A 26,322-nucleotide genomic window follows, 5' to 3' on the forward strand; every position below is an offset into this window, starting at 1 on the left:
TTTCGCCCTGCAATCATCTTCCACCCATGCACGAACCCTGATTGCACAACCAAAATGCATCTGGGATGGTTGCGTCAGGCGGGAACAGTCGAGGGGGCCCATGAGCTACCAGCACATCACATGCGACCTCGACGGTCCCTTGATGATCGTCACCCTCAACCGTCCGGAAAAGCTGAACGCCTATACCGGCCAGATGGGCGCCGAAATCGCCGATGCCTTTGAACGCGCCGACACCGACGACGATGTTCGCGCCATCATCGTCACGGGCGCCGGCCGCGCCTTCTGCGCCGGCGCCGACGTGTCGGGCGGTGCGGCGAGTTTTGACACTTCCGGCAGCCACGGCGCCGGTGTGTTTGCCAGCCCGAACCCGGGCGGCGGCCGGTTTGTCGAGGCGATCTTCAATTGCCGAAAGCCCTCGATCGCTGTCATCAACGGACCGGCGGTGGGTGTCGGCATCACGATGACGTTGCCGATGGATATCAGGATCGCGGCCAGGGGCGCGAAAATCGGATTCATCTTTGCGCGCCGCGGCCTCGTCCCGGAAGCCGGCAGCGCCTGGTTCCTGCCAAAGCTGGTCGGCCTGCCGCAGGCGCTGCGCTGGTGCCTGTCGGGCAGGATGTTCGACGCGGATGAAGCGCGGCAAGGCGGCCTCGTCAGTGAAGTGGTCGATCCCGCAGAATTGCTGGCGCGCGCCAAGGAAATCGCCCGCGAGATGACCGAAGGGACTTCAGCCGTCTCGGTCGCATTGACGCGGCAGATGTTATGGCGCTTCTCCGGCGCCCCCGCCCCCTTCGACCTGCTCGACATCGACAAGCCGATGTCGATCGAGCGCGGCGGCCACGCCGACGTCCGCGAAGGCGTCAAGGCGTTTCTCGAAAAGCGAGCGCCGGATTTTCCCGGGAAAGTATCGCAGGATATGCCGAGCCAATATCCCTGGTGGAAATAGAAGCCGCGATCGTGTGACATCAAATCCAGACAACAAGTAACAAAGGCAGCAGCATGCGCGACCAGTTCACCAACACTCAGCAGATCCGCAAACCCGCGGTCACCGCCAAGGGCGGCATCGTCGCCGCGCAATCCGGCAAGGCCGCCAAGGTCGGCGCCGATGTGCTGGCGGCGGGCGGCGATTGCGTCGACGCCGTGATCGCGACCACGTTTGCGCTGGGCGTGCTGGAGCCCTGGATGAGCGGGCTCGGCGGCGGCGGCGCGATGGTGCTCTATCGCGCCCGCGAGGACCGTTATGAAGTGATCGACTACGGCATGCGTGCGCCGCTCAGCCTGCGCCTGGAGGATTATCCGCTGAGCGGGGGCGCGGCATCCGATCTGTTTCCGTGGGCGCGGGTCAAGGACGACCGCAACATCCATGGCCCCGGCGCGATCGCGGTGCCCGGCGTGGTTGCCGGCATGGAGGAAGCGCATCGCCGCCACGCCAAAATGCCATGGCAGGAATTGCTCGCGCCCAGCGTCGCGCTCGCCGGCGAGGGCCTAGCGGTGGACTGGTGGACCACGCTGATGATTGCGAGTGCGGCGCTTGATCTGAGGCGCTATCCCGCCAGCGCCGCGGCCTATCTCGTCGATGGATTACCGCCGAATGCGCCATGGGGGATCAAGACCAAGGTTCGCCTGCCGCAGGACAAGCTCAAGGCCACGATGACGCATCTGGCGGCGCAAGGTCCGCGCGATTTCTACGAAGGCGATCTGGCGCGCAGCCTCGCCGCCGATGTGCGAAGCGCCGGCGGCGCGCTGTCGGTCGAAGATCTCATCCCGTTCAAGGCTTTTCTGCGCGAACCGCTGGCGATCCCCTATCGCGGCGGCAAGGTGTTTGCGACGCCGGAACTGACCGCCGGGCCGACGCTGGCGCGTACGCTGCAATTGCTGCAGCAAAATCTGCAGCCAACAAAGGGCGCACCGGATTCCGCGGCCTATGCAGCGTACGCCGAAGCGCTGCAAACGGCCTACCGCGAACGCCTGAAGGACATGGGTGACGCCGACGGCCGCCGCGCCCTTGGCGCCGAAACGCTGGCGCCGGCCTGCACCACGCATTTCTCGGCCGTCGACCGCGACGGCAACATGGCGGCGGTGACGCAAACCCTGCTGTCATCGTTCGGCTCCAAATTCGTCTGTCCGCAAACCGGCATCACCATGAACAACGGCATCATGTGGTTCGACCCGACGCCGGGCACGCCGAATTCGCTGGCGCCGGGCAAGCGCTGCCTCACCAACTACACGCCGGTGGTGGCACAGGCGTCTGACGGCCGCCGCACCGCCATCGGCGCCTCCGGCGGCCGGCGCATCCTGCCCGCGGTGACGCAGCTTCTGTCGTTCGTGATGGATTACGGCATGGATCTGGACGCGGCGATCCACCAGCCGCGCATCGACGCCAGCGAAGGCGCCATCGTGATCGGCGACGTGCGCTTGCCGAAATCGACGCGGGAGAGCCTGCGTGCGCAGTTCGATTACGAGGAAGCGCGGATCCAGACCATGCCGATGAAGTTCGCCTGCCCGAGCGTCGTGCTGCGCGACGGCGCCACCAACAGCGGCGCCACCGAGGTGTTCCAGCCATGGAGTGAGGCGGTCGCGGAGAGTTAGGCCCGGCGGCCTGAACCCAAACGGCGAGGCCTGCGACTTAAAGCGCAGAGAACGCGCTCCCCGTTTCGAGGGCCGAAAACCCATGTCCGCCTCCCCTTCCCTCGCGGCACTTGCCATTATGGCGTCCGTGCTGATACCGACCTCCTGCTACGCCCTCGACACATATCTGCGCGCGCTGAGCAGCGGGCCCACCGGACTCAGCCTCTGCGGCACCGATGGCCCGCTCGCCGCGTCGGACGCCTGCAAGCAGAGCGATTACGACGCGCTGACCGCCAAAATCGAAAAGGCGCTGCAGGCTTCCCTTGCAAAAGCGCCAGCCAACATTCGTCCGCTGCTGAAGCGCGACCAGGCCTGGTTCAACGAAATCATGCTGAGCGCCGCGGGGCCCATACACGAATTCGACGATGAAGAAATCAAGGAGGCTTTTGTCGAGACCTTGCGCCAGCGCGCCACGACGGTGGAAGCAATAAAAGCGGGCTTCGGACGGGCGGGATTTCTCGGAACATGGGTGAATACCTTCGGCAGCATCACCGTGGCGGCGAGCGATGGCGGCGGCTACCGCCTCGCCTTCGATACGCGCGCCGTCTACGGCCTCGGCAGCGATCGGCGGCGGGCCTGCAAGGCCGGCGCGCTCGTGAAGCCGTCTTCCGGCGGATGGTTGACCGGCACGATGCTGCCGGACGACGACGCACCTGCGAAGGCAGATGACGGCGTAGCTGACACCAGGGCCGAACCGGTCAAACCGATCCTGGTCAAGGTCCGCCGTCAGGGCGAGACGCTGCGCGTCGTGCTCGGCGACACCGAATGGCGCGACGAAGACCGGCCCAATTGCGAACATATGGGGCAGATCACCGGGAGCTATTTCGCCAGCGGCAAGCAGGACGCCGCAGCCGGCAAGGCCGATACGACCTTCGTGGCTCCGACCTTCGACTGCTCCCGGCCCGGCACCGCCAGCGAGGAAGAAGTCTGCGCCGATCCTGACATGGCCGAAAACGACCAGAAGCTGAACCGGGCCTGGAAAGCGCTGCTGCCGCGGCTCGACGAGGCGACGCGGCGGGCGCTGACGGAAGACCAGCGCAGCTGGGTCAAATCGCAGACCAACCAATATCCCCAATTCCTGCATCCGGCCTGGGAGAAGCAGACCTCGCAAATGCATTACACCGCCGACGCACGCGACAAGCTCGAACGGCTGCAGCGCGAGCGGATCGCATTGATCGAGGGCTTTGACGACAAGCGCAGTGGGCTGGCCGGCACATGGCTGGCGTACAACGCCGTGCTCCAGGTGACCGTGAACAGGGATGGCAGCGTCACGGCGAAAGGCTGGAAGTGGGACCAGGGCGACTGGAAAGCCGGTTGCGACTACGAGATCAGCGGCAGGCTGGTTGATGGCGGCGCCTTCCGTTCCAGCGACGGGCGCAAGAACCCGGACACGCTCGAGCGCGATCATGCCACCCTGGTCGTCAACCGCCAGGACGATGCGTTCGCCAAGAAGCGATGGAAGAAGGATGGCACCGAGGATGACAACGCCGACGAGCCAAAATGCAGACGCAATCTGGCGAACTCGTCGACCGCGCGGCTGTTTCCCGCCCACCCCTCACCGGATATCGACAACATGAATAGTTCGATCCGGTAAAATATCGCGGCAAGCTGACGCGCGTTAGCCGCTCACGATTCAAGCGAGAGCAAGGGAATATCGAGAAAATAGACGAACCCGCTCGGCTCGTAGGTCAATCTGACATTGCCTTTGAGTTGCCGGCCGAGCGTCTCGATCAGGCGCGTGCCAAAACTCTGACGCGTCGGGGCCGCAACAGCCGGGCCATCCTGTTCTTTCCAGGTGAAGTGCAGCCGCGATGCCGGCGCATCCATCGCCCAGCTGATGACCACGTGACCCGCGGGCACCGACAATGCGCCAAATTTCGTGGTGTTGGTGCAGAGCTCGTTGAGGGTCATCGCGATCGCAATGACCGCGCCCGATGCGATCTGCACATCGGATCCGGCAATCGAAAACCGGGGCTTGTCCGGATTGTCGAACGGCTCGGTCGCCCCCTGGACGATCTTTCGCAGCTCCGCACCGGTCCAGCGCGCCTGCAACAGCAGATCATGGGCCCGCCCGAGCGCCAGCAGACGGCCTTCGATCGCTTGCTGCGCATGCTGCGTGCTCGGCGCATTGCGAAGACTTTGCGACGCGATGGCGCCAACGGTTGCCAGCGTGTTCTTGATGCGGTGGTGAAGCTCTTCGAGGATCAGTTTTTGCAGCTTGTCGGCGGCTTCGCGCTCCTTGGCGTCGATGCCGGCCTGCTCAAGCAGCGTCTCGGCGCTGAGCTTGGCCTGTGTCAGCAGCAGTCGGAGGCTGACGTTTTCGGCCGCCAGCTCCTCCTGCGGTGACGTCGGATCCGACGCATCGAGGGAGGCATACGGATCAGGAGCTGTTCTGAACATCGACAACGAATACCACCATCTGTCCGGTTCCGGACATTTCTTTATGCCAATGATTCACCCGTTTGACCGGTACGGTGCAGAGCCATCGGATGTCCGTCTCCTGCCGATTTCAGGCCGGGCCAAGCATTTCGCGCATTTCCGCTATGATTTCGTCGGATTGCAGCGGTTTGCCGAAAAATCGGCTGTCCAACGGAATGTCGCCGTCGGACAATTTCAGCTGTCCGGACGCCAGGATGATCTTGATGGGCGGCCAATTCTCGCGGACCGCATGTGCCAGTTGCAGACCGTTCATGCTGCCGGGCATCTGAACGTCGGTAAGCATCAGCGCGATATCGGATCGGGAGCGGAGGATGGTCATGGCTTCGTCCGCGTCCACGGCCTCGACCGGGACGTAGCCGGCGTCTTCCACCATATCGACCACACGCATGCGCAGCATCATCTCGTCTTCAACGACGAGCACGACGAGCGGAAGGAGGGAATGATCCAGGGGCATCATGTACGGCTCAACGGCGCGCCGTGACCAGGCGCACCTCGCGAATGGCCGCCCCCGATTCTGTGTCGCGCAGGCACGATGACGCGATGTTCGGCCAATTCTGGCTGGCGCAATTTCCAGCCACCGCATAGGTGGCCAGCCGGCCTGCCTTGGCAAACGCAACGGCCTCGTCTGCTTTGACGACGGGCGCGAAGCCGGGCAGCGCAATGACCGCCGCTCCTAGCAGCGCGAATATCGCGAACGCCGAGATAGATTTGATCATCTTGAGCTACTGACTGTGGCGGGTCGCCAATCCCGCTGCGCTTGGGGATCGGTTGGCAACGGCGCTGCGGATGCAGAGTTCCGCAACGACGACTTATATTTGCATCGCCGCTTGCCAACTAAGGCAAGTGGCGATCCCGGCTTGCGCAGCGGCGTTGTCAATTATGGTCCGCGTCGCGACCTCGGCCATCAGCCGCGAAAGTCGATGCTGCGCAGGATGATGCCCGGAGGCGTGCCCTCGAACTCCCGCGCCTGGAACTTGCGCGAGGCGCATTGTTCGATCCGGTCGCGCAGCCGGACGAACTGTTCTTCACGCCGTTCCGGCGCCGTCCGCGACACACGCTCAAGGTCGTCCATCGCTGACGCGCTGACAGCGCAGGGGACTTCCCTGCCGTCGTCCATCATGGAAAACTTCAGCACCATGCGATCATATTCGTAACCCCCGATGCTGCCACGCGCGAGCGTCATCGGGCGGTTCTCAAAGGTCGGAACAACCGTACCATCGATTTCTCCCACTCAACCCACCATCATCTTCTTCTTGGCCGGCGGCGGATTGATTTCGGCAATCCTGCGCAGGCAGTCGGCTTCGGAATCATGCGGGCCCGAAACGAAGGTGCCGCTGACCTTGGTCGAGTACCAGCCGGACACGACACCGAGGCGCAGCGATTCTTCTGTCTTGACGTGACGGGGAGAGAGATTTTTCATCAGATACTTTCAGTTTGGCCGTTCGATCTTGCGTCGAACGCGCTGGATAAAGTCTTGGTTGGTCGAAAGCCGCTTATTCGTCTCGATCAGGCGTCATCCCCGGCGAGCCGGGTGAGATCGGCAAGCACCACGGCGACGAGGTCGCGGTGATGCGTGTCTGATGCCGCGAGGCTGGCCGAATAGAGATTGAGCACGTAACGCGCCTTGGCTACCGCCTCGGACCACGAGGCGGCCGGTACGGCAAGGAGCTGGATCTCGACCACGCCCTGCTTGTCGCGCAGCAGCTTGGCGTTGGCCTCGACGTCGGCGAGTACACGGCGGATATCGGTTGCCTTCTGCGCCGCCATGCCGCGATGCTTGTCGAGCTCGATCGGAATCTCAGTCACTTGGGCGCGCTCGCGTCGATCCGCTGCGCATCGGACAGATCGACCGAGCTGATCGAAATCATTTCCATCGAAGATCGGTGCGGCGCCGCTGCAGGGACCATGATCATGGTGGCGACGCGCCGGAAGCACGGGAACGACAGCCCTTCGATCATCTCCTCATCGGTGACGACTTCGTAAGCGCCGGGCGCGAGTTGGCGATCAATTCCCTTGATGCGGAACGGGTGCCTGAAATGAACTGTTTCCCGTCGTGAGCGCATCGTCATGGCATCAGACCTGCTCGTCTGCGCACGGAACCATCGGATTGTTCGGACATCGGCGTAGAGTGCGCGCTTTTGCGGCAATTAGCTATCGTTTTCTGTGTAGCGAGGCGAGTTTAGTCGAATAAAGCGGCAAAAGGCTTGTATTCGGTGGTTTCGTAGCCATTTCGAGCAGGTATTCAGCCAGGAAAGTATTTCGAATGAAGCTGCGCGTCGGATTCGAAATGCTCTACGATTTCCCGCAGCCGACACCCATGATCATGGTGCTGGGCACTCATTTCACGCGCGCCTCCGATGTCATCGTGCCGGACTTCCTGACCACCACGCCTGCGGTCGAGATCACCCCCTATCGCGACATGTTCGGCAATTGGTGCAGCCGCATGGTGGCGCCGGCAGGCCGCCTCCGCCTTGCCGCCGATGGCGTCGTTCGCGACTCCGGCCTGCCCGATCCGGTGTTCCCGTCGGCGGTCCAGCACGCGGTCGAGGATCTGCCTGCGGATGCGCTGGTGTATCTGCTCGGCAGCCGTTATTGCGAGACCGACCGCCTTTCGGACATCGCCTGGCAGTTGTTCGAGAAGACGCCGCCGGGCTGGGCGCGGGTGCAGGCGATCTGCGACTTCGTCCATCGCCACATCGCGTTCGGCTACGAGCATGCCCGCGCCACCAAGACGGCGTGGGAAGCCTATAGCGAAGGCAAGGGCGTCTGCCGCGACTATGCTCATCTGGCCATTACGTTCTGCCGCTGCATGAACATTCCGGCGCGCTATTGCACCGGCTATCTCAGCGACATCGGTACGCCCAAGCCCTGGGCGGTGGGGGATTTCGCCGGCTGGTTCGAAGTCTTTATCGGCGGGCGTTGGCACATGTTCGATCCGCGCAACAACGTGCCGCGGATCGGCCGCGTCCTGATCGCGCAGGGACGCGATGCCTCCGACGTTCCGATCACCCAGACCTTCGGCCCGAACACGCTGGCGAGCTTCAAGGTGTGGACCGATGAGGTCGCCGCGTGAGCGAACCACACCCTGCCCTCAGCGCCGACGAATTCGCCTCCTTGCGCGAAGTCAGCAAGGGCGATGCGCAGTGTGAAATTCCCCAGTTGCACTGGGAACGGCTGGTCGGCCTCGGCTACGCGATGCGGCGGCTCGGCGAACTCGGCTTGACCGCGTCCGGCCTGCGGCGCCTGGCGAGCGGTCAATAGCTACCTCACCTCCTGGAGCCGCTTGCACTGCTGGCAGGATGGATGCAACTTTCGGCCGACTTGGCCGTAACTCACTGCATCAGAGCGTTTTCCAGCGAAGTGGAGACTGGTTCGCGTTAAGAAAACGCGTCAAATCCAGAATCTAGAGCCCCGTTTCGATCCCATCGAAACGGAAGAGGCTCTAGCCAGGGAACATCCGCATGCGCGCTATTGCTCTTCTTGTCGTCTTCCTGATCGGCCTGGGATCACCGGCCTTCGCCGACGACGTCGCCGCCGCGCAAAGCGTGATCCGCGCGCAGGAGCAGGCTTTTGGCCGCGACGATTCCGCCGCCGCCTATTCTCACGCGGCGCCGTCGATCCAGCAGATTTTTCCGGAGGCCGATATCTTTATGCAGATGGTCCGGCAGGCCTATCCGCCGGTCTACCGCCACAAGAGTTTCGAGTTCGGCGAAGCGCGTGCCGCCGGCGGCCAGATCGCCCAGCGCGTCCACATCGTCGATGCTGATGGTCAGGCGTGGGAGGCGCTCTACACGCTGGAACGACAGCCCGACGGTAGCTTGAAGATCACGGGCTGCTCGTTGTTGAAGGCGGGCCAGGCGGTCTGAGACATACGTTGCGGCAGAGGGCCGCACCAAGCCTCGATCTCAGAATTCGCACGCAGTCCTTTGCCATTGCAACCGCCCGGGGTTTGCGCCTTACTCGCCCCCAATGGACGCGACCGCGTCTTGATCCCGGAGGAAACAAAAATGAAAACAGTACAGACGATGCTGGCCGAGGCCGAAGCCGAGGTGCCGCGTATCAGCCCGGATGAAGCGAAGAAACTGGTTGGCCGGGCCGACGTGCTGTTTCTCGACGTCCGTGAACCGGCCGAGGTCGCAACATCGGGCAAGGTCCCGGGCGCGCTCGCCATCCCGCGAGGCCTAGTGGAATTTCGGGCCGATCCAGCTTCCGCGCTGCACGACGCGGCGTTCGATCGATCCAAGACGGTTGTCGCCTACTGCGCATCCGGCGGGCGCTCGGCGCTGGTCGGCAAGACCCTGAAAGACATGGGATACAATAACGTCCGCAACCTTGGCGGCTTCAAGGGCTGGCTGGAGGCCGGCGGCGAAGTCGAGAAGAGCTAATTGGCGCGAGCATGATCCGGACCCGCAGGGCCGCGTTAGCGCAAAGCGGGCAGCGGTTTTCCCTCGCGACAAACGCGAAAGGCGTTTGCGCGGAGATCATACTCACACAAAAAGATGGAGCGGGGTGACGGTTCGAAGAACCCTCATCCCGGTCTAGGCCAGCGCCATCCGCTGCCGCGCGCGCATCAACAGCAGCACCATGATGGCGATGTTGACCAGGTTCCAGGCGACGCCGTTGGTGAAGGCGGCGGCGTAGGAGCCGGTGGCGTCGAAGATCACGCCGGAAATCCACCCCCCGAACGACATGCCGAACACCGAGGCCAGGATTACGAAGCCGACGCGCGTCGCGGCCTCCGAAGCCGGCATCGTCTCGCGCACGATGATGGCGTAGCTCGGCACGATGCCGCCCTGGAACAATCCGAACATCGCGGAGATCAAATAGAGCGAGGTCAGGCCGTCGAAGAACAGATAAAACAGCAGCGCGGTAGCTTGCGCCACCGAGCCGATCAGCAGCGTCGGGATGCCGCCGATCTTGTCGGCCAGGAAACCAGAGCCGATGCGGCTGATGATGCCAAGGCCCAGCATCAGTGACAGCATTTCGGCGCCGCGCGCCACGCCATAGCCGAGATCGTTGCAATAGGCGACGATGTGAACCTGCGGCATCGACATCGCCACGCAGCAGGAGATGCTGGCGAGCCCCAGGATCACGGTGAGCGCATTGGTTGACAGCTTGAGGTCGAGTCGCGGCGGCGGCGCGTTGGCGTGGCTGCGGCGCACCCCTGCGCCCATCAGCACGCGCAAGCCGATCAGCGCCAGCGTCATCGCCACGGCGGTGAAGATACCGACCGCGATATGGGTGGTGCGCCAGCCATAGGTCTGCATGCCCCAATTCACCAGCGACGGCCAGACCGCGCCGCCGATGTAGTTGCCGCTGGCGGCGATCGCGACCGCCAGTCCGCGGTAGCGCTCGAACCAGTGCGAGGCTTCCGCCATCAGCGGGCCGAAGGTCGCTGCCGAAGAAAGCCCGATGACAAAGTGCACGAGAACATACGGCCAGATCGACCATGACGTTCCGGCGACGATATAGCCGAGACCCAGAAGACCGATACCAAGCCCGATCGCGGTGACGATGCCGTAGCGGTCGGATATCTTGCCTGTGATCACCTGGCCCAGACCGAAACCGAGCATCATCATGGTGAAGGCCAATGACGCCGTGCCTCGCGTGGCGCCGAAATCCTGCTGCACCACTGGCAGCGCGACCACCACCGACCACATGCCGACGCTGCCGAGCGAGCCGATCAGCACGGCCACGGCAAGCCGGGCCCAGGCTCGGCGCGAGTCGGGAACGAACAGTTCGGAATCTCGAATGAATTCAGAAGAAATTACCACGGCGGGCGCAACTTCTAGCGCAATTGCCTAGAGGTCAAGCCACAATGGCGCGATATTGGGCATGCAGATGTGGAGGGGGTGCGCGTCATAAGACCAGCACCTCCCTCTCAGAGCATTAGCGCCTATCCCTCAGAGCAATGGCGCCTGCTCACGCCATCTGCTGCCACAACTTTTGCACCAGCACGCCGGCGCGCTTCTCGATCGACGCCGCGGCATCGAGCGCCAGGTCCTCGCGATAGCGTCCGGCGATCAGTTGCACGCCGATCGGCTTGCCCTCGTGCAGCGCGACCGGCACCACCGCGGACGGCAGGCCCAGCACGTTGATTGCGGAAATGAACCGCAGATCGTTGAAGAACATCTCGGCCACGCGCTCCAGGCTGGTCGTATCCGCGCGCGGCCCGGGCGTCGGCATGACCGTCGTCGGCGCCAGCACGACCGGATAATCTTCAAAGAAGGCTTGCCAGGCGCGAATATGACCGCTGCGCGCGGCCGTCGTCCGCATCCAGCCTGCCAGATCGAGTGTGTTCGCCTTCAGCTTGATGCCGCCCCACGCCGTGTGGAAATGCTCCGAGGCCACCGCCAGCATTCCGGCTTCCTGCAGCACGGCGACTTCATTGACGATGATGTCGCACCAGGTCTGCCAGACGCCGTTGATATCGGGCACCTCGACTTCGCTGACGCGATAGCCGCCGCGCTCCAGATGGTCGGCGGCCTGCTTCAGCGCCGCGCGCACCGACGGATCGACATTCATGTCGGCGGGCAGTTTCGCCAGCGCGACCTTGATCGGCCCCTTCGGTTTCGGACCCGCCAGCGGTGCCGGCACCCACCAGGGATCGCGCGGATCGCGCTGGCACATCACTTCAAGGCCGAGCCTGACGTCGCCGACGCTGCGCGCCAGCGGTCCCTGCGCCGACATCAGGTGCGCGAGCATCGGCCGTTCGGCCGTGGCGCTTTGATTGAAGGCGGGGATACGGCCTTGCGTCGGCTTGATGGTGGCGACGCCGTTGCAATGCGCCGGCCAGCGCAGCGAGCCGCCGATGTCGTTGCCATGCGCAATCGTGCCGATGCCGGCCGCGACCGCCGAGCCGGCGCCGCCCGATGACCCGCCGCAGGTGATCTCGGGGTCCCAGGGGTTGAGCGTCAGCCCGTGCAGCGGGTTATCCGTGAAGCCGCGGAACGAGAATTCGGGCGTGTTGGTCAGCCCCAGCACGACAGCGCCGGCCTTCCTGAGGTTGCGCACGACCGGCGCATCCGAGGGCGCGATGATGTTCATTTGCGCAGGCACGCCGTTGGGATTGGGCCTGCCTTCATAGTCGACGTTTTCCTTGATCGTGATCGGCACGCCATGCAGCAGGCCGAGTTCGCCGCCCTTCGCCCGCGTCTGGTCTGCCGCCTTGGCCGCCTTGAGCGCTTCGTCGGAGAGATCGACCACAATTGCGTTGAGCTTTGGATTGACCGCGCGCATCCGCGCGACATGAGCCTCCGTAACCTCCACCGAAGAAATCGCGCCGGACCGGATGGCGGCCGCGGTCTCCAGCGCCGACCATTGCCACACCGGCCCCTTGGGCGCGGCGGGTTTGCGCGATGCGGTCTTTTTCCCGGTCTTGCTGGCCGTCTTCGCGGCCTTGCTGGCGCGGACAGTCGTTTTTTTCGACGATCTCTTCGCCGGCGTCTTTTTCGAAGCGCGCTTCTTCACAACTCTCTTGACCAATTCGGTTCTCCTCCAATTGCGCGGCGGAGGTTATGGGCCGAGAGGCCGCGTGTCGAGGCTTGCGCGGCCGACCAACGAGCTTCGCCGATCGATTGAGTCAAAGCGATCAATGCGAGCAGGCGCAGTGCAATCGCAATATGCGCCAGAAGGCTGAACGGCGATCGAACGGGAAAGGCGCATTTTCCATCGGCATTCCGTGATCCGGATCACTTTTTCGACGGCGCGGATCGTTCAGGCTGCGCGCGGGCTCGGGACCACCGCCCGGCCGCTTCTAACGGTTTCGTGAGCGGCAATAGTGAAGCAGCTCACGATTGCCGCCGCGCGTCTCGACTTACAAAAGCCAATGCAACGTGGGAGCTGAACATGCCAAGAGTCCTGCGCCATGATGTCACTCAGCGTACACATAATGATTGGGCGATCGCGATCCCGGTTGGATTGGTGATCGCGGGTCTGCTGGGCTTCATCGCCTTTTATCCGAAGCCCGCACATGTATCCAAAGCCGGACAGGCTGAAACCGTGGGCGTGGTCAACGCGAAGCCGGAGCCGGTCCCCGCTGCAAGGAAGCCGGTCCGCTACGAAGCGACCATCGAAAACTGGAAGCGCTACCGCGCGGCAACCAAATCTGCCGAGAATCCTCCGGCGAATTGAGCCCTCCTGATCTTGGACCAGCGGAGCGCCAGTATCCCGGGCGCCGCCGCCTTCCGGCGGACAGAGATCAACCGGGTAAAGCCATCTTGCACTGCATCCTTCAGCCCCGGGCTGCACCGAAAGGTGCTCGCAACCGAGGCCGGGCCGGCATAGCCTTGCCCCCGCCTGGCCCGGATCAACCGGCCGGCGCATATCCTGGGAGGAAGTGATGACACGCGACGTGCAGCGCGATCCGCAATCCATGATTTCACGACGAACGCTCGTCCACGGCCTGGCGCTCGCCGCCGGGGCCACCGTGGCGGGGGCCGGCACGGCGCTGGCCCAGCAGGGCGGCGCGGTGGGGCCGCCATCCGTGGTCACCACCCCGCCACGTGATTTCAGCCCCAGAGGCGCGCCGACCACCTATTTCTGGGACCCGGATATCATCGCGGTCGATCCGTCGTTCAACGACCTCGCCCAGCCCAACGCGCCAATCCAGCGTCTCCATACGGGACTATTGTGGGCCGAAGGCCCGGCGTGGAACTCGCAGGGCCGCTATCTCCTGTGGAGCGACATTCCCAATAACCGCCAGATGCGATGGACCGAGGATGACGGCCGCGTCAGCGTATTCCGCACCCCGTCCAACAATTCCAACGGCAACTCGTTCGACTTCCAGGGCCGGCAGCTGTCCTGCGAGCATCTCACCCGGCGGGTGGTGCGCTACGAGCACGACGGCACCGCGACCGTGCTCGCCGATAATTTCGGCGGCAAGAAACTCAACTCGCCGAACGACGTCGTCGCCCATCCCGACGGCAGCTACTGGTTCACCGACCCGCCCTATGGCGGCCAGCTCTATGAGGGCGAACCGGACGTCGCGGGAGGCCCCAGCAATCCCGCCGGCAAACTCAACCCACGGATCGGCCAGCCGGCCGGCTTCGTGGCGGGCAAGCGCGAGCTGCCGACCAATTGCTACCGCATCGACCCCTCGGGCCGCATCGACCTGGTGGTGACCGAGGAGCAGGTGCCCGATCCCAACGGCCTCTGTTTCTCGCCGGATTACAAGAAGCTCTATGTCGCCAGCACCGGCAAGGGGCCCGGTGATACCGGGCCGGGCGGCAAGGGCGACATGTTCGTTTTCGATGTCGGCACCGACAACAAACTGTCGAACCACAAGCGGTTCAGCGACTTCATGGTCGATGGCGTCAAATGCGGACCGGACGGCGTACGCTGCGACGTCAACGGCAATGTCTGGGCTTCCAGCAATGCCGGCCGCGCGGTCGGCTATAGCGGCGTGACGATATGGTCACCGGACGGCAAGCTGATCGGCCGGATCCGCCTGCCCGAAGTGTGCGGCAACGTCTGTTTCGGCGGGCCGAAGCGAAACCGCCTGTTCATGGCCGCCAGCCAGTCGCTCTACGCCGTGTACACCGCAACCCAGGGCGCCGGCCCGGGCTGAGCCGTTCGCCTCCGCGCCAAACAGCGAAAGAAGAAGCCGGCGCAACCCGCCGGCTTCTTCATGCCGCACAGCCCTCGATGCAGTCTGGTCTCGAGGAGTCTTGTCTCGAAAATCGGGCATGCTCACGCCTGCGCGCGACCATGCGCATGCGTGGGGTCTCCGCAGTCATACGGGGGCAAATCACGGCGCCTGTGTGCTATTTTGAACAGACGCTTTACCGCCATTCGCTATGAATGTCTGAGTTTCATCACCAAGCAATATTTAGACAAGGGCCCGGCAGGTTTGCCGGGCTTTTGTTTTTCGGCCCGCGGATCAGCTGAGTCTCAACGCGCGCAGGACCGGTTCAACCCGACACCCCTCAATAGTCGCGGCGAGGCTTTTTACTGCGTCGTTTTCCGCCATCGTAATACGGATTGACGACGCATTGTGCGGCGCGGCCCGAAGCCGACATATTGCACTGTGCGATCGAGGTGTAGCCGCATTCGAAGTAGAAATCCATCCGGCCTGTGTAGACCTGAAGGCAGACGGGATATTTCGGATCATAGGTCTGGGCGTGCGCCGACGGCGCTGCCACAACCGCCGTGAGCGCCGAGATCCCCAACGCCATCAACATCAGAATGCGCATCAGAACTCCTTCGCGACGGCAGAAATTGTACCCTGCCGGAATAACCCCACGCGGGCGCCGGTAGTTCCCTCAAGGAAGCCGCGCATGCCCGATCCCGAAAGTCCGACGCTACACCTCGCCGTCAATGGGGCCCAGCCTGCAGCCGATTGAACCCCAACGGCTGCAAGGCCGAGATTACCTGCCAAGGTTACTGCCGAGGTTACTTGCCGATATTTCCGGCGATTGTCCTGGTCGAGTCATTCATGGCGCGGAGCATGTTGGTGGTCAGCTGTATGGCCATTTGTCGCTGAGATATCAGGCTTTGCAGGCGGATCATATGCAACTCGCCGCCGCACACCCGGTCGAGTTCTGTTTCAACCAATTCGTGCGCACAATTATTCATGTCGTTTTCCCCCAGTTGGATGTCTCGGTAATAAACGTTCGATCAGCGGATCGGGAACACGACCTTCGGCAGCGGCTGCTTCGGGAACAGCAGCTTCAGGATGTCAAGGATGCAGCCGCCCTCGGTGACGCCGCCCGCCACGATCTCCAGTTCCTCGATCGCCAGTTCACGGTTTTCGGTATTGCGCGTGGTCATCACATGTCTCCGTCGGTTGAGAATGAGGTGAGAGCGTTGGTGCTCGTCGTGACGCAACACTACGATTGCCGATCGCGGATCACCGTGACGATCGTCACATGAGCCGGTGCGAATGAGGCCGATGCTTCAAACCGTGACTTACCTCACGGCACGTCGCTCGCGCAAACCTAGCCTGCCCTATCTGACGATGCGGATGGTCCCTTCGTCCTAGGACAGGAGACAGATATGGAATCCGGGCAAATCGAAACCAACCCGCTCAGAGAAACCGAACTCGATACGATCTCGGGCGGCCGGACTTGTAACCACGCTCCGCCCAGGATGGAAGTGAGCATACCGTTCGGCGGCCAGGTGCTGGTGATCTGGGCGACCTCCACTTGCTCCGGCACCTATTGGTACGTGAAATAAAGCGCAGGCCGGCTCCCTTGGCGGCCTCACGTCCCACCTGATTGTCCGTCCGCGACAATGATCGCGCGCCAGAACCGCCGCGCTTTCGCCGACGCATGGCCGCGTTGTTGATCCCGACTGGTTGGCGTCTCCTGGCCGTGATAGTGATCGCGAAACGGCCAAGCTTGAAAAAACGTGACGGGAGGTCGCCATGGCCCACTTCAAAGCGGCGCGCTTCAAGGACTTCGTACCCCAGGGGGTGATCCCGGCGGTGCTGCTGCCGTTCCACGACGATCTCACCATCGACGAGCCGAGCTTCCGCAGCCATCTGCGCGACGTCGCGGCTGTTGATGGCCTATCGGCGGTGACGATCAATGCGCATTCGACCGAAGTGGCCTCGTGCACGTCAGATGAGCAGAGCCGGGTGCTTGACATCGCCGGCGACGAGATCGGCGACCGCCTGCCGTTGATCCACGGTATCTGGGCGGACGGCAGCCTCGAGGCGGCGCGGATCGCAAAGCGCGCGCAGGCCGGCGGCGCTTCGGCGCTGCTGGTGTTTCCACCGGCGCCGTTCACGCTCGGCCAGACCGCGGATATGGCGCTCGCGCACTTCAAGGCCATCGCATCGGCCTCCGACCTGCCGCTGATCGTTTTCCAGTATCCGCTGGCGACCGGACAAGGTTATCCGGCGGCGACGCTGACCCGCCTGCTCGACGAAATCCCCACCATCCGCGCCATCAAGGACTGGTCGCAAAGCGTGCCGCAGCACGAGGCGCATGTAAGGATGCTGCAATCGCGAAAGCAGCCGGTCAACGTGCTCTCCACCAACAGCGCCTGGCTCATGAGTTCGCTGGTGCTCGGCTGCAACGGACTGTTGTCGGGAAGCGGCAGCGTGATTGCCGACCTGCAAGCCCGGCTGTTCCGGGCGGTTACCGCCAACGACCTTGCCGAGGCGCGGCGGCTGAACGATCGCATCCATCCGCTGATGGGCGTGTTCTACGCCGATCCCTTTGTCGACATGCACAACCGTATGAAGGAGGCGCTGGTTCTTCTCGGGCGCCTGCCGCGCGCCGTGGTGCGGCCGCCATTGGTCAAGATCAGCGAGCCGGAGATTGCACGGATTCGCGAGGCGCTGGTGGCTGCAGGTCTGCTCGATGAATCCGGAAAGCGGCGCGAAGCTGCCTGACGTGGCTTACTGTTTGCCGGCGGTTGCGACCGGTTCGACCACCTGCTGATCGACGACGCTCAAGCGGCCCGGCAGCGCTCCCGAACGTACCAGCATCGCGACGTTGTTGGCGTCTTCGAGGGTGAAGTTGCCCGATATGATCGCCGAGCCGCCCGTGATCGGCTCGCTGATAACCGACTCCGACAGCACCTGGTCGTCAACGACGATCGCGAACGGCTTTGTGATATTCTCCTGCGTGATGGTGGCGAAGCGCCGGGCGCCGCGTGCATTCAAGCGGAACGACGCAATCGGCTGCTGGGTCTGCGAGTCGATCAAGGGCGACGCGTCGATGATATCGTCGCCCTCCATTGCGATCTCCTTCAGGACCACAGAAGGCTCCCTGGTCTTGAAGTGGTAAAGAATTTCGGATGTCGGCGGCACCGGACCTTTCAGAGCCAGTGCGGCGATCACGGACACGTCGACCAGGCGAAACGTCACCCGCCCTCGCTTGCCGAGCGTCGCGCTCACGCGTTCGGGATCCCTGACACCCGGTAGCAGCACACGAATCCGGTCGGCCCCGTCGGGCTGCTGGCTGGCGTCCCTGATGCCGGCGTTGCGCAGGCGTTGATCGATCATCTCGCCGGATTGCCTGACCAGTTCGCGCAGGCGCTCGGCGAACGCGGCTTCCGTCGGCATCAGCCTGATCAGTCCGTCACCGCTGTCAGTGACGCTGATCGTCTGTGCGCCGGAAGGCGAGTCTTTCGTGGATGGCACCAGCTTGGCCAGCACGCGTTGCCGGTCCTTGGGTTCGGCAATCCGGACCTCGACGCCGCCGTCGCGCATCGCCAGCGCGGAGAACGGAATGCGGCCTTCCCGCACGGTACGATACACATCATCGCGCAGTTCCGTCACGACGGCTTCGCGCAACGCGGCGGCATCGACCTTGAACAGAATTTTGGAGCCACCTTGTTTCGCCAGTGCCCTCTCGGCATTGGCTGCAATCGCCGCGCGCATCTTGTCGACCGCCTGCGCATCATCGGACGCCGCCCGCTGAGCGGCTACGGCCACCGAACATGCGGCGGACGCCAGCATGAAGGCGACGATAAACCCTGCCGTCTTGCCTCGCGCGTTCATGGTCGCAGTGTCCTCTCATCCGGCGGTACTGATGTGCCAGTCCTTTAGTGCCGGAGGGGCGCGCCGAGGTTCAAGGGTTCGGGGCGCGGGTTGCAGGCGCCCCCTTGCCAAAAACCCGGCACCGATATGAACTCTCCCAGCCATCCTGGGAGACGTCGCGTGAGCCCGATCGATACACTGTTCACCAACGCAAAATTCGCTGACGGTTCGCTCAATGATGTTGCCGTTGCGAACGGACGCATCAGCTCCGTTTCGAGGGCGGGAACCCAAATCTCCGCCGCTACGCCGACACGCGATCTCGGCGGCGCGCTGCTCGTTCCCGGATTTGTCGAAGGGCACATCCACCTCGACACCAGCTTCTATGGCGACGACTGGAAGCCCCACAAGCCCTATACCAGCGGCTTCAATGTCCACGAGCGCGTCGCCTTTCAGGCGCAAAATTTCGCCGAAGCGGCTCCCGTGGAAGTCCGCGCCCGAAATCAGCTCGAGCTTTGTATCGGCCATGGCTCGACGCATATGCGCAGCCATGTCACGGTGGACGGCACCATCGGGCTGCAATCGCTGGGGAAGATTCTGGCGGTGCGCGAGGCCTACCGGGGTATCATCGATATCCAGCTCGTCGCGTTCCCGCAGAGCGGTATCCTGCAAAACCCCGGGACAGCTGAACTGCTCGATGAAGCGGTGGCGATGGGCGCTGATCTCGTCGGCGGCATCGATCCCGCGAGCTTTGATCGCGATGTCGAAAAACATCTCGATGTCGTGTTCGGCATCGCCGAGAAGCGCGGGGTCGGCGTCGACATTCATCTGCACGATAGTGGCACGCTCGGAATCTTCGAGATCGAACAGATTGCGGCGCGTTCGCGCGCGCTCGGCATGGGCGGCCTTGTCGCGATCAGCCACGCCTATGCGCTCGGCGACGTCGTCCTCGACATCGCCAAACGCACGGCCGACGTTCTGGCGGAGAGCGACGTTGCGATCATGACCAACGCGCCCGGACGCCGCCCTTTCCGCCTGTCGCCCTTCTGCGCGAGGCCGGTGTCACGGTATTCGGCGGCAGCGACAATATCCGGGATTCCTGGTGGCCTTACGGCGACGGCGACATGCTGGGCCGCGCCAACATGATCGGCTACCGCTCCGGCTTCAACACCGACGACGAATTGGGGATTGCCTTTGACGTCGTGACCAGGGCCGGCGCGAAAGCGCTGCGGCTTAAGGGCTATGGGCTTGAGGTCGGCGACAAGGCCGATTTCGTGACGTTGAATGCGCGGCACGTGCCGGAGGCGGTGGTGGCGATCCCTCGCGGGCGATCGGTCTATAAAAATGGAAAACCGGTGGCGCACGATGGCCAGCTGGTCCGACCGTAAGCCTGCCGGGCACCCGATCGTGACCGACCAGCTGCCATTCAACGCTTGTTCAGGCGCCAGCCCATTTCCCAGAAGTCGGCTTCGAGCCGGGTTGCTTCCTTGAAGGTCGCGATCAGCTCGGCCTCGCGGGCCGGCGTCGCGTAGCGATCGGCCAGGGATTCCAGATGCGCCCGTGCGTTCGCCGCGACCTCCTGATAGGGCGCGCCGGCATATTCGGCAATCCAGACGCGATACGGGTTGGTTGCGAGTAGCGCGTTCGGGTGCGCGGCGAGCCTTGTTGCGATCTCGGCGTAACCGATCACACAAGGCGCCAGCGCCACCTTGAGCGACAGCAGGTCACCGCGCATTCCGGCATCGAGCACGTAACGGGTATAGGCCAGCATCTCGACCGCCGGAGGGGCTTTTTCGAGATCGCCGGGCGACAGCCCCCAGCCGGCGCAGAGTTTGACGTGCAGGTCCATCTCGACGTCGAGAATCGCCGAAAGGCCGGCCGCCGCCTCGCGCATGTCCGCCAGCTGAGGCGACTTGTAGACCGCGAGCGCGTAGGCGCGCGCAAACTCGATCAGGAACAAATAGTCCTGAACGAGATAGTGACGAAACGCCGCCTCGGCGAGCGAGCCGTCCGCCATGGCGTTCGTAAAGGGATGCCCGGTGTAGCCGCGCCACTCGGCGGATGCTGCGGTCTTCAGTCGCTCGAAGAAACTCATGATGTTTCGCTGGGCTGGCTTTTCAACGGATGGCTTGTCCGGTGATAACAGACCACTGCGACCCGGGACAATGCCCGCTCTGCGCAGAAGCATTTCATGGCCCGATGGAGCACGACGGCAGCTTGAACGCTGCTGCGACGTCTTGCGGATCGGACAGAGCTTCCGGCGCGGAACTCCGCGGCTTGGACAGCGTTGAGGTGTATGGCAACCGTTCTGCGAAAACCGGTGATCATTGCCGCGATAATCGCGGCAGTCTCGATTACCACCATCATCCTGGTAGATCACACCAACCTGATCGTTGACCGACGGGCTCCCCAGACGCCTCCCGGCACGACATTCAACACGGTGAATGATGCCGGCGCGACGGTCAATCCGACCCGGCCAGAATCGGCGATCAAGCCAACGCCGCCCGGCCCGGCCCCGGTTCAGCCGGCCATTCCGGCCAAGTAGCCGACGGCCCGCGCTTGCGAGCAAAAAGCCCCAGCACGAGCGTCTCGATACCGACGGAAGCCGGAAGTGCGTGCAACTTAAAACAGTTTGCTTCGCGCCAATGGGTCAGCTCTTGAATCCCTGACTGCTGCAAAACCACCAGGTGGTACGGGCATCCCAGCCTTTTTGGTCCAGCATCGACAGGCATTGGGTGTAGCTGGTGGCTGCAGGTTTTGAGCACTGCACAGGCGATATAACGGGCCACGAACTACCGGAGCATTTGCTCTCGGCATTCGCTGGTGCGACTGACAGGATTGTAACAGCTAGGCCAGCAACGAAGAGTGACGCGACTTTCATGGCGATCTTCTCCCCACTTCGCGGGACAGCGAATGCCATCCCAGAGCGCAAGCGCCGGATGACTATCCTCTCGGTTGCGTTCCAATTCAAGACAGGCCATTGATCAAATTTCGAACTTGGCCGACACCCGCCGTTCGCCAGCAAGCAGCGCTATAGCGGATTGGCGACAGCGCAATCCACCCGTCCGGACCAAAGACAAAGGCGGATGACGCCGGAGCCTGTCATGGAGGCGCGCCTTGCGCGGGACCCGTTGGCTGATCCGCCCCCGGCCCTACCGGGTCACTTGGCGTAGCCCTGGGATCGGAGCCACGCGATCTTGCGGTTTCCGTTCATCCAGTCGTCGGCATCCGCCTTGCTGGTCAGCCCGGTGATCTCGCGTTGTTCGCTGCCCGGATAGTCTGCCTGGATAGTCCAGTCGTCATCTGCGATCCGGACGGTCTTGAAGGTCACTTTTGCTTTTGCCATGAGACCTTATGCACCATCCGGAGGGGACAGTGTGAGGTTTTTCACGAGCGAAACCAGCGCGCAGGCAATGAAAAAGGCCGCCAACCGAGGCGGCCTTGCAAGCTGAAGTGTCAATTATCGGACGCCGTTATGGTTGGGCGGGCATTTGCCTTCACCCTTCGACTCGGCGACGCGCCGAGCGCCGCGCTGGATCCCGGCTGCTGCCATATCAGTGATCATTGATCCACCGGCCACGGCGCCAAGTTCGATGTCGGTCAAGATTGAGGTCTGTTTGGTCATTGTCCCGCTCCGTGTTTGGCGAAGGCCGCCGTTGATCTGGAGCGAGTATGCCGGGTGACGATCCCGTGGACTGTGACCGCCGTCACGCAGCACGCAAGGGGACGCCAACCAGGACGGGTTAGCGACGGCCTGATCCGCCTGCCCAAATTGAAAGCAATGTCGGCATCAATTCAGTAGAAGTACGGGAATCGCGCGCCGCACCTCCGGGAAATCGCGGGGATCGTTCAATGGAACTTTAGCGATTGCCGTCTAACAAGCACGGCACCGACCATTACCGGCTGACATAGATCCGAAGGCGAGCCCAACCGTGCAACTTCATTTTTTTCGGGCTCTGGCCAACATTGTCAATTCGACGAGGATCGGCGCGATCGAGTGCGTCGCCCGCTTTGGAAAAAACAGCTCGGGCAATATCGCGGTGCTGTTCGGAATTGTCCTGGTGCCCCTGCTGATCGCCGTCGGCTGCGCCATCGACTATTCGGTGGCGAACAATCAACGCACCAAGATGCAGTCGGCGCTCGATGCCGCAATCCTGGCCGGCTCGATCGCCGGCAAACAAGCGCTAGATTCCGGTGCCAACAGCACCGCGGCGATTGCAGCAGCCAATGCCGCTGCCGCCAATTTCTTCTCCGCCAATATACCATCGGGCATCTCGGCCAGCATCAGTACCAACTTCACGATGGACGGCCTCACGCTTGCAGGAAAGGGAACGGCGACGGGCACCGTTTCCAACTCCTTCATGAAGGTGGCCGGCCATCCGACCACGCAATTGTCGACGGCCTCGCAGTCGAGCTCGACGGCCCAACCTTACCTGAACGTCTATCTCCTGATCGATATCTCCGCATCGATGCTGTTGCCATCGACCAGTGCGGGCATCACGCAGATGATGAACGGCCAGGGAGGCTGCGCGCTGGCCTGCCACGACAAGGCCAACGGCACCGATTCATATGCCTGGGCGCAGAAGAAGGGAATCGAACTGCGCTACCAGGTCGTCAATCAGGGCGTCCAGAATCTGCTGACTTACCTCAACAGCAATGCGAACCTGAAATCCCACGTCAAGGTCGGGTTGTGGTCGTTCGACGACAACCTGTCGCAACTGACGGCTCCGACCTACACCTATTCGATGGTATCAAGCAATTTTCCGGCGCCTGCGCTTGCCAACACCGACGCATCGGCGGCAACGCCTTTCAACAGCCTGATATCGAAATTCATCAGCGATGTCGGCCCCGCCGGTGACGGCAGCTCAGCGTCCAGTCCGCAGAAAATGGTGATCATTGCCACCGACGGCGTTAACGATCCGACACGCGCCTGGGTCTCGGAGCCATCGCTTCGATCGTGTTCGACACCGCCTTCTGCAGCACGTTCAAGAGCAAGGGCGTCACCGTTGCGATCATCAATACGCCCTATTATCCGATGACCTGGGACTGGGGTTACAACGCGACGCTCGGCCAGCCCGGCAGCCTCGGCGGCGCGACCCGCGTCGACGATATTCCGATCGCCTTGTCGGCATGCGCAGGCAAATATTTTACGGTGGCGTCAGACGTCGCCTCGATCCAATCGGCGTTCACAAAGCTTTTTGTGGCGGCGTCGCCGATACGGCTGACGAACTAGCGCGCCGGGCGGATGAGCGGGAGCGCCATCGCCGTTCCAACCTGAGACAGGATGGCGGACTGCGCCGCCACCGCTTCATCGGGCCGCGCCTTGCGCGACCCGTCGGGCTCTCGCAGATCAGTACCGGTCGTAGTAGCGGCCGCGCGGATAGTAGGCGTGGGCGTGCATGGGGTTGATGCCACAATAGGCGTCGGTCCCGTACGCGGTCGCCATGCACTGCTGGTAGCTGGAGAACTGGCAATTGCCGGGATAGCCCCACTGGCGGCCTTGCAGGCAATAGCGATCCTGGATGCGCTCGGCCGCGGGTGCCGGCGACATCGATCCGACGACGGTCAAGGCGGAAACGGCTGCCAGAATGGCAAGGGAAACATTGCGGCTCATGGTCGAAATTCCTTGAATTGCTGTGAATCGCTTTCGATAGATAGACGGGCCAGCCCCTCGAAAAGTTCAAACCCCGGGGCGGATTAATCCCTAAAGTTTCATAACGAAGCCTTGACCGCTCGGAACCTTCTGACCGATCACGGATTTTCACTCCGTGTACCTGAAAAAGCCGGCAAGGATGACCGAGGCGCGCTAGTATCAGTGATCGTGCGCAGGTCTGTGACGAAGCTTTGGCGGCAGACGTTGCGCCCCAGCAAGCGGCCTCAGCAATAAACCCGCGAGGCTGTTCTGGTTGGCGATTTTGAGGGATGTTCCGATGCGCATTTTAGCTTTGACGTTCCTGACGATTGGTCTGGTTACCGCTGCCGAACACGCTCCGGCGCAGACCTTTGACCCGGCGTTTCCAGTCTGTGCGCATGTCATTCCGTGGGGCGGCGGTTCTTTTGAAGATTGCACCTACTATACGATGGCCCAATGCGCGGCTTCGGCTTCCGGCCGCGCCGCGCAGTGCAACCCCAACCCGTTTTACACTCGTGCGGCAGCGCCGAGACAGGGCGAGCGGCGTTATCGCCGGGGTTACTGAACTGGCGCAGCAGGCCTGTTGGCGCCCCTGTTCATCGGCTGCCCGATTTTGAAAGGGCCCGGTCGACGGCCAGGACCACCTGCGTGATGGCCTCGCTGCGCGTTTTCGTTTCGCCGGTTTTGGTGGTGTGGTCGTCAAGCGTCACCGCCCATCGCCACGAATCGGGCTGGTCGCCTTCGAAAATCAGATAATTCTTGCCGCGGTATTCCATCGGAAAAAATTCGATACTTGTCTGCAATCAATGCCGGTCGCGCTAATCTCCCAGCCTACCACGGTTCCGCATCCGGCTGCACGGTGAAATTCGTGCGCCGCAGCCGAACCGGTGGCCGCGCTGGCAGGCCGAAGCTTTCGAGGCCATCAGGCCAGCCAGCCCATGCCCTCCCTGGCAATCATGACGGGCCCTGACAAGGCCCAATGAAAAGGCCGCAATGAGACGCTGGTTCTACTTCTCCTTCAGCGCACCCGGCAGCGCGTCGCGCAGATGGACGGTAGCCAGCACGTTTCCTGCCTCGTCCGCGATCAGGATCCTCATCGGCATGCCGTCGATAGCGAAGACGATCCACTCGGCGAGCAATTCGCGCGCCGCGAGCAGCGCTTCCCGTCGCGCGGCGTCGAGGTCGGGCAGTTCGGTGCCGTCGGGATCGGTGTCCAGCTCATCGATGTGAAAGTAATATCGCGGCATGCTGGTTCTCAACCACCAAGGCGAACACGCTATTCAACATACACATTGGCAATAAGTTGCTCTGTCGGTCAGCGAACAATGGCTACAGTTTTCCGTCCCAGCGTCGCTTAGCGAGCGGACCAACGGCGAAGGGGGTTAGCGTGCGGACATCATCGCTCGATTCCCCCAGGTATTTATCGGTGGCAGAGCGACGCTACTGCGCTCCCGCCTTCCCCGGAGCACAACCATGGCGCGGCATTATTTCCATTTGGCCAATGGCACCACCACCCTGGACCCGACCGGCCTTGACCTTGCGGATTTGGGCGCGGTCCGAAACGAAGCCGTTCGCGCCGTCCGGGAGCTGCTGAACCTCGGTAAAACCGACGAGCTTTGGTCGGGCGACCCATGGAAGGTGTGGGTCACGGACGGCCCCGACGGCACCGGGCGAACAATCCTCACCGTAGAACTCAAGACCGGGTAACGCCGCGTCGCCGCGCGGGGCTGGCCGGGCACAGTCGGCCGTTCGTTTGCGCGTGAGCCGATCATATGGCCGTCCTGGCCGACCGCATACGCGCGGTGCCCATTCATTTGCGCGATGCCAGCCCTGATGACGACAGCCCTGGCGACGGCAACCACCGATTCATGCGTGAAGCTGTTTCAGCCAGTTGCGCCCGGCGCAAAAGCAGCTCCCGAGCCATTCTGCCGGCAGGTTGCTCTTCCGCCGCTTCCTTGAACCGCAAGGCCTCTTCCGCCAGCCGCTCCTCAAAGGTGGCCGTGTGCTTGACCCGTCTCCTCCTCGTCTGAGCCATGGCATTCTCCTCACCAAAACTGCCAATGCCCGATTTTAGACCGCCGTCGCCCGGATCGTCTGCCCGGTTTCTGACATTTCAAAGCCTCGCTCCGCCTGGCCCGTTGCCGGCATCGGTTCACCTGCGCGAAGCTTGCGACATGTTGCGCTGGCATGGCAT

Annotated in this window: 36 protein-coding genes and 1 pseudogene; 17 read left to right on the plus strand and 20 right to left on the minus strand. The window is 62.9% G+C overall.

Features of this window, described 5'->3' with window-relative positions; genetic code table 11:
- The first annotated feature begins 100 nt into the window (after positions 1 to 100).
- The 3 genes from JQ575_RS10435 to JQ575_RS10445 all read left to right on the plus strand — a co-directional run bounded on the left by JQ575_RS10435 (position 101) and on the right by JQ575_RS10445 (position 4,222).
- Positions 101 to 946: an enoyl-CoA hydratase-related protein gene (locus JQ575_RS10435; RefSeq protein WP_212033118.1), complete on the plus strand. Its 846-nt coding sequence runs from the start codon at positions 101 to 103 to the stop codon at positions 944 to 946.
- Positions 947 to 999: 53 nt separating this feature from the next.
- Positions 1,000 to 2,589 carry a gamma-glutamyltransferase gene (locus JQ575_RS10440; protein ID WP_212033119.1) on the plus strand — a complete coding sequence of 530 codons (1,590 nt, stop codon included), beginning with the start codon at positions 1,000 to 1,002 and terminating at the stop codon, positions 2,587 to 2,589.
- A gap of 82 nt (positions 2,590 to 2,671) precedes the next feature.
- Positions 2,672 to 4,222, plus strand: a complete 1,551-nt coding sequence (locus tag JQ575_RS10445; protein ID WP_212033120.1) for a lysozyme inhibitor LprI family protein — start codon at positions 2,672 to 2,674, stop codon at positions 4,220 to 4,222.
- A gap of 32 nt (positions 4,223 to 4,254) precedes the next feature.
- On the opposite strand, the gene JQ575_RS10450 is transcribed toward JQ575_RS10445, so the two are convergent.
- From JQ575_RS10450 to JQ575_RS10480, 7 genes are all read right to left on the minus strand, one after another.
- Positions 4,255 to 5,028, minus strand: a complete 774-nt coding sequence (locus JQ575_RS10450; protein WP_212033121.1) for a sensor histidine kinase — start codon at positions 5,026 to 5,028, stop codon at positions 4,255 to 4,257.
- Positions 5,029 to 5,137: 109 nt separating this feature from the next.
- Entirely contained in the window at positions 5,138 to 5,524 is a 387-nt protein-coding gene (locus tag JQ575_RS10455; RefSeq protein ID WP_212033122.1) for a response regulator, read from the minus strand.
- 7 nt (positions 5,525 to 5,531) lie between these two features.
- Positions 5,532 to 5,783: a hypothetical protein gene (locus JQ575_RS10460; protein ID WP_212033123.1), complete on the minus strand. Its 252-nt coding sequence runs from the start codon at positions 5,781 to 5,783 to the stop codon at positions 5,532 to 5,534.
- Between the two features lie 188 nt (positions 5,784 to 5,971).
- The gene (locus tag JQ575_RS10465) at positions 5,972 to 6,250 is read right to left on the minus strand and encodes a DUF1488 domain-containing protein (protein ID WP_192740012.1); all 279 of its coding nucleotides are present in this window, start codon (positions 6,248 to 6,250) and stop codon (positions 5,972 to 5,974) included.
- A gap of 48 nt (positions 6,251 to 6,298) precedes the next feature.
- Positions 6,299 to 6,487 (minus strand): hypothetical protein, encoded by a 189-nt coding sequence (locus tag JQ575_RS10470; RefSeq protein WP_192739935.1) that lies wholly within the window; start codon positions 6,485 to 6,487, stop codon positions 6,299 to 6,301.
- A gap of 86 nt (positions 6,488 to 6,573) precedes the next feature.
- Complete coding sequence (locus tag JQ575_RS10475; RefSeq protein WP_212033124.1) at positions 6,574 to 6,873, minus strand: hypothetical protein; 300 nt, start codon at positions 6,871 to 6,873, stop codon at positions 6,574 to 6,576.
- Positions 6,870 to 7,136 (minus strand): hypothetical protein, encoded by a 267-nt coding sequence (locus tag JQ575_RS10480; protein WP_212033125.1) that lies wholly within the window; start codon positions 7,134 to 7,136, stop codon positions 6,870 to 6,872. The genes JQ575_RS10475 and JQ575_RS10480 overlap by 4 nt, the downstream gene beginning before the upstream one ends.
- 194 nt (positions 7,137 to 7,330) lie before the next feature.
- On the opposite strand from JQ575_RS10480, the gene JQ575_RS10485 reads away from it, so the two are divergent.
- The 4 genes from JQ575_RS10485 to JQ575_RS10500 all read left to right on the plus strand — a co-directional run bounded on the left by JQ575_RS10485 (position 7,331) and on the right by JQ575_RS10500 (position 9,452).
- Positions 7,331 to 8,140 (plus strand): transglutaminase family protein, encoded by an 810-nt coding sequence (locus JQ575_RS10485; protein WP_212033126.1) that lies wholly within the window; start codon positions 7,331 to 7,333, stop codon positions 8,138 to 8,140.
- Positions 8,137 to 8,328, plus strand: coding sequence for a hypothetical protein (locus JQ575_RS10490; RefSeq protein WP_212033127.1), 192 nt, complete (start codon positions 8,137 to 8,139; stop codon positions 8,326 to 8,328). The genes JQ575_RS10485 and JQ575_RS10490 overlap by 4 nt, the downstream gene beginning before the upstream one ends.
- 200 nt (positions 8,329 to 8,528) lie before the next feature.
- Positions 8,529 to 8,933, plus strand: coding sequence for a DUF4864 domain-containing protein (locus tag JQ575_RS10495; protein ID WP_212033128.1), 405 nt, complete (start codon positions 8,529 to 8,531; stop codon positions 8,931 to 8,933).
- 141 nt (positions 8,934 to 9,074) lie between these two features.
- On the plus strand, positions 9,075 to 9,452 hold the full coding sequence (locus tag JQ575_RS10500; protein ID WP_212033129.1) for a rhodanese-like domain-containing protein: 378 nt from the start codon (positions 9,075 to 9,077) through the stop codon (positions 9,450 to 9,452).
- 153 nt (positions 9,453 to 9,605) lie between these two features.
- Here JQ575_RS10500 and JQ575_RS10505 read toward each other — a convergent pair whose 3' ends face one another.
- A complete protein-coding gene (locus tag JQ575_RS10505) occupies positions 9,606 to 10,841 on the minus strand; it encodes an MFS transporter (protein WP_312015920.1) in 1,236 nt (411 codons plus the stop codon).
- Positions 10,842 to 10,989: 148 nt separating this feature from the next.
- Complete coding sequence (locus JQ575_RS10510; protein WP_212033130.1) at positions 10,990 to 12,552, minus strand: amidase family protein; 1,563 nt, start codon at positions 12,550 to 12,552, stop codon at positions 10,990 to 10,992.
- Positions 12,553 to 12,834: 282 nt separating this feature from the next.
- Between JQ575_RS10510 and JQ575_RS10515 the strand changes: the two genes are divergently transcribed.
- Together JQ575_RS10515 and JQ575_RS10520 are read left to right on the plus strand one after the other, a co-directional pair.
- On the plus strand, positions 12,835 to 13,200 hold the full coding sequence (locus JQ575_RS10515) for a hypothetical protein (RefSeq protein WP_212033131.1): 366 nt from the start codon (positions 12,835 to 12,837) through the stop codon (positions 13,198 to 13,200).
- Between the two features lie 208 nt (positions 13,201 to 13,408).
- Complete coding sequence (locus JQ575_RS10520) at positions 13,409 to 14,635, plus strand: SMP-30/gluconolactonase/LRE family protein (protein WP_212033132.1); 1,227 nt, start codon at positions 13,409 to 13,411, stop codon at positions 14,633 to 14,635.
- 358 nt (positions 14,636 to 14,993) lie between these two features.
- Here JQ575_RS10520 and JQ575_RS10525 read toward each other — a convergent pair whose 3' ends face one another.
- The 3 genes from JQ575_RS10525 to JQ575_RS10535 form a co-directional block, all read right to left on the minus strand.
- Positions 14,994 to 15,260 (minus strand): DUF3551 domain-containing protein, encoded by a 267-nt coding sequence (locus tag JQ575_RS10525; RefSeq protein ID WP_212033133.1) that lies wholly within the window; start codon positions 15,258 to 15,260, stop codon positions 14,994 to 14,996.
- A 199-nt stretch (positions 15,261 to 15,459) separates the two neighbouring features.
- Positions 15,460 to 15,642 carry a hypothetical protein gene (locus JQ575_RS10530; RefSeq protein ID WP_212033134.1) on the minus strand — a complete coding sequence of 61 codons (183 nt, stop codon included), beginning with the start codon at positions 15,640 to 15,642 and terminating at the stop codon, positions 15,460 to 15,462.
- Between the two features lie 42 nt (positions 15,643 to 15,684).
- A complete protein-coding gene (locus JQ575_RS10535; protein ID WP_212033135.1) occupies positions 15,685 to 15,837 on the minus strand; it encodes a hypothetical protein in 153 nt (50 codons plus the stop codon).
- 225 nt (positions 15,838 to 16,062) lie between these two features.
- On the opposite strand from JQ575_RS10535, the gene JQ575_RS10540 reads away from it, so the two are divergent.
- A complete protein-coding gene (locus JQ575_RS10540) occupies positions 16,063 to 16,242 on the plus strand; it encodes a hypothetical protein (protein ID WP_192739922.1) in 180 nt (59 codons plus the stop codon).
- A 190-nt stretch (positions 16,243 to 16,432) separates the two neighbouring features.
- Complete coding sequence (locus JQ575_RS10545; protein WP_212033136.1) at positions 16,433 to 17,407, plus strand: dihydrodipicolinate synthase family protein; 975 nt, start codon at positions 16,433 to 16,435, stop codon at positions 17,405 to 17,407.
- A 6-nt stretch (positions 17,408 to 17,413) separates the two neighbouring features.
- Here JQ575_RS10545 and JQ575_RS10550 read toward each other — a convergent pair whose 3' ends face one another.
- A complete protein-coding gene (locus JQ575_RS10550) occupies positions 17,414 to 18,520 on the minus strand; it encodes a SecDF P1 head subdomain-containing protein (RefSeq protein WP_212033137.1) in 1,107 nt (368 codons plus the stop codon).
- A gap of 126 nt (positions 18,521 to 18,646) precedes the next feature.
- On the opposite strand from JQ575_RS10550, the pseudogene JQ575_RS10555 reads away from it, so the two are divergent.
- A pseudogene (locus JQ575_RS10555) lies at positions 18,647 to 19,884 on the plus strand (amidohydrolase family protein).
- Positions 19,885 to 19,922: 38 nt separating this feature from the next.
- On the opposite strand, the gene tenA reads toward JQ575_RS10555, so the two are convergent.
- On the minus strand, positions 19,923 to 20,591 hold the full coding sequence (gene tenA / locus JQ575_RS10560; RefSeq protein WP_212033138.1) for a thiaminase II: 669 nt from the start codon (positions 20,589 to 20,591) through the stop codon (positions 19,923 to 19,925).
- Between the two features lie 225 nt (positions 20,592 to 20,816).
- Here tenA and JQ575_RS10565 point away from each other — a divergent pair, with 225 nt between their 5' ends.
- The gene (locus tag JQ575_RS10565; protein ID WP_212033139.1) at positions 20,817 to 21,041 is read left to right on the plus strand and encodes a hypothetical protein; all 225 of its coding nucleotides are present in this window, start codon (positions 20,817 to 20,819) and stop codon (positions 21,039 to 21,041) included.
- A gap of 615 nt (positions 21,042 to 21,656) precedes the next feature.
- Here the strand turns inward: JQ575_RS10565 and JQ575_RS10570 are convergent.
- On the minus strand, positions 21,657 to 21,842 hold the full coding sequence (locus JQ575_RS10570; protein ID WP_192739916.1) for a hypothetical protein: 186 nt from the start codon (positions 21,840 to 21,842) through the stop codon (positions 21,657 to 21,659).
- A gap of 114 nt (positions 21,843 to 21,956) precedes the next feature.
- Positions 21,957 to 22,121: a hypothetical protein gene (locus JQ575_RS10575; RefSeq protein ID WP_212033140.1), complete on the minus strand. Its 165-nt coding sequence runs from the start codon at positions 22,119 to 22,121 to the stop codon at positions 21,957 to 21,959.
- Between the two features lie 307 nt (positions 22,122 to 22,428).
- Here JQ575_RS10575 and JQ575_RS10580 point away from each other — a divergent pair, with 307 nt between their 5' ends.
- Both JQ575_RS10580 and JQ575_RS44505 read left to right on the plus strand, forming a co-directional pair.
- A complete protein-coding gene (locus tag JQ575_RS10580) occupies positions 22,429 to 23,535 on the plus strand; it encodes a TadE/TadG family type IV pilus assembly protein (protein WP_312015921.1) in 1,107 nt (368 codons plus the stop codon).
- Positions 23,454 to 23,729, plus strand: coding sequence for a hypothetical protein (locus JQ575_RS44505; RefSeq protein ID WP_249166566.1), 276 nt, complete (start codon positions 23,454 to 23,456; stop codon positions 23,727 to 23,729). Before JQ575_RS10580 ends, JQ575_RS44505 begins: the two co-directional genes overlap by 82 nt.
- Positions 23,730 to 23,846: 117 nt before the next feature.
- Here JQ575_RS44505 and JQ575_RS10585 read toward each other — a convergent pair whose 3' ends face one another.
- Entirely contained in the window at positions 23,847 to 24,110 is a 264-nt protein-coding gene (locus JQ575_RS10585; protein WP_212033141.1) for a DUF3551 domain-containing protein, read from the minus strand.
- Between the two features lie 316 nt (positions 24,111 to 24,426).
- On the opposite strand from JQ575_RS10585, the gene JQ575_RS10590 reads away from it, so the two are divergent.
- Positions 24,427 to 24,693, plus strand: coding sequence for a DUF3551 domain-containing protein (locus JQ575_RS10590; protein WP_212033142.1), 267 nt, complete (start codon positions 24,427 to 24,429; stop codon positions 24,691 to 24,693).
- 31 nt (positions 24,694 to 24,724) lie between these two features.
- Here JQ575_RS10590 and JQ575_RS10595 read toward each other — a convergent pair whose 3' ends face one another.
- Together JQ575_RS10595 and JQ575_RS10600 are read right to left on the minus strand one after the other, a co-directional pair.
- Positions 24,725 to 24,904, minus strand: a complete 180-nt coding sequence (locus tag JQ575_RS10595) for a hypothetical protein (protein ID WP_212033143.1) — start codon at positions 24,902 to 24,904, stop codon at positions 24,725 to 24,727.
- Between the two features lie 231 nt (positions 24,905 to 25,135).
- On the minus strand, positions 25,136 to 25,375 hold the full coding sequence (locus tag JQ575_RS10600) for a DUF6894 family protein (protein WP_212033144.1): 240 nt from the start codon (positions 25,373 to 25,375) through the stop codon (positions 25,136 to 25,138).
- Positions 25,376 to 25,601: 226 nt separating this feature from the next.
- Here JQ575_RS10600 and JQ575_RS10605 point away from each other — a divergent pair, with 226 nt between their 5' ends.
- The gene (locus JQ575_RS10605; RefSeq protein ID WP_212033145.1) at positions 25,602 to 25,835 is read left to right on the plus strand and encodes a DUF6894 family protein; all 234 of its coding nucleotides are present in this window, start codon (positions 25,602 to 25,604) and stop codon (positions 25,833 to 25,835) included.
- A gap of 103 nt (positions 25,836 to 25,938) precedes the next feature.
- Here the strand turns inward: JQ575_RS10605 and JQ575_RS10610 are convergent, their stop codons facing one another.
- Entirely contained in the window at positions 25,939 to 26,163 is a 225-nt protein-coding gene (locus tag JQ575_RS10610) for a hypothetical protein (RefSeq protein WP_212033146.1), read from the minus strand.
- Positions 26,164 to 26,322: the final 159 nt, after the last annotated feature.

The sequence above is a fragment of the Bradyrhizobium sp. JYMT SZCCT0428 genome, from assembly GCF_018131075.1.
Lineage (GTDB): Bacteria > Pseudomonadota > Alphaproteobacteria > Rhizobiales > Xanthobacteraceae > Bradyrhizobium.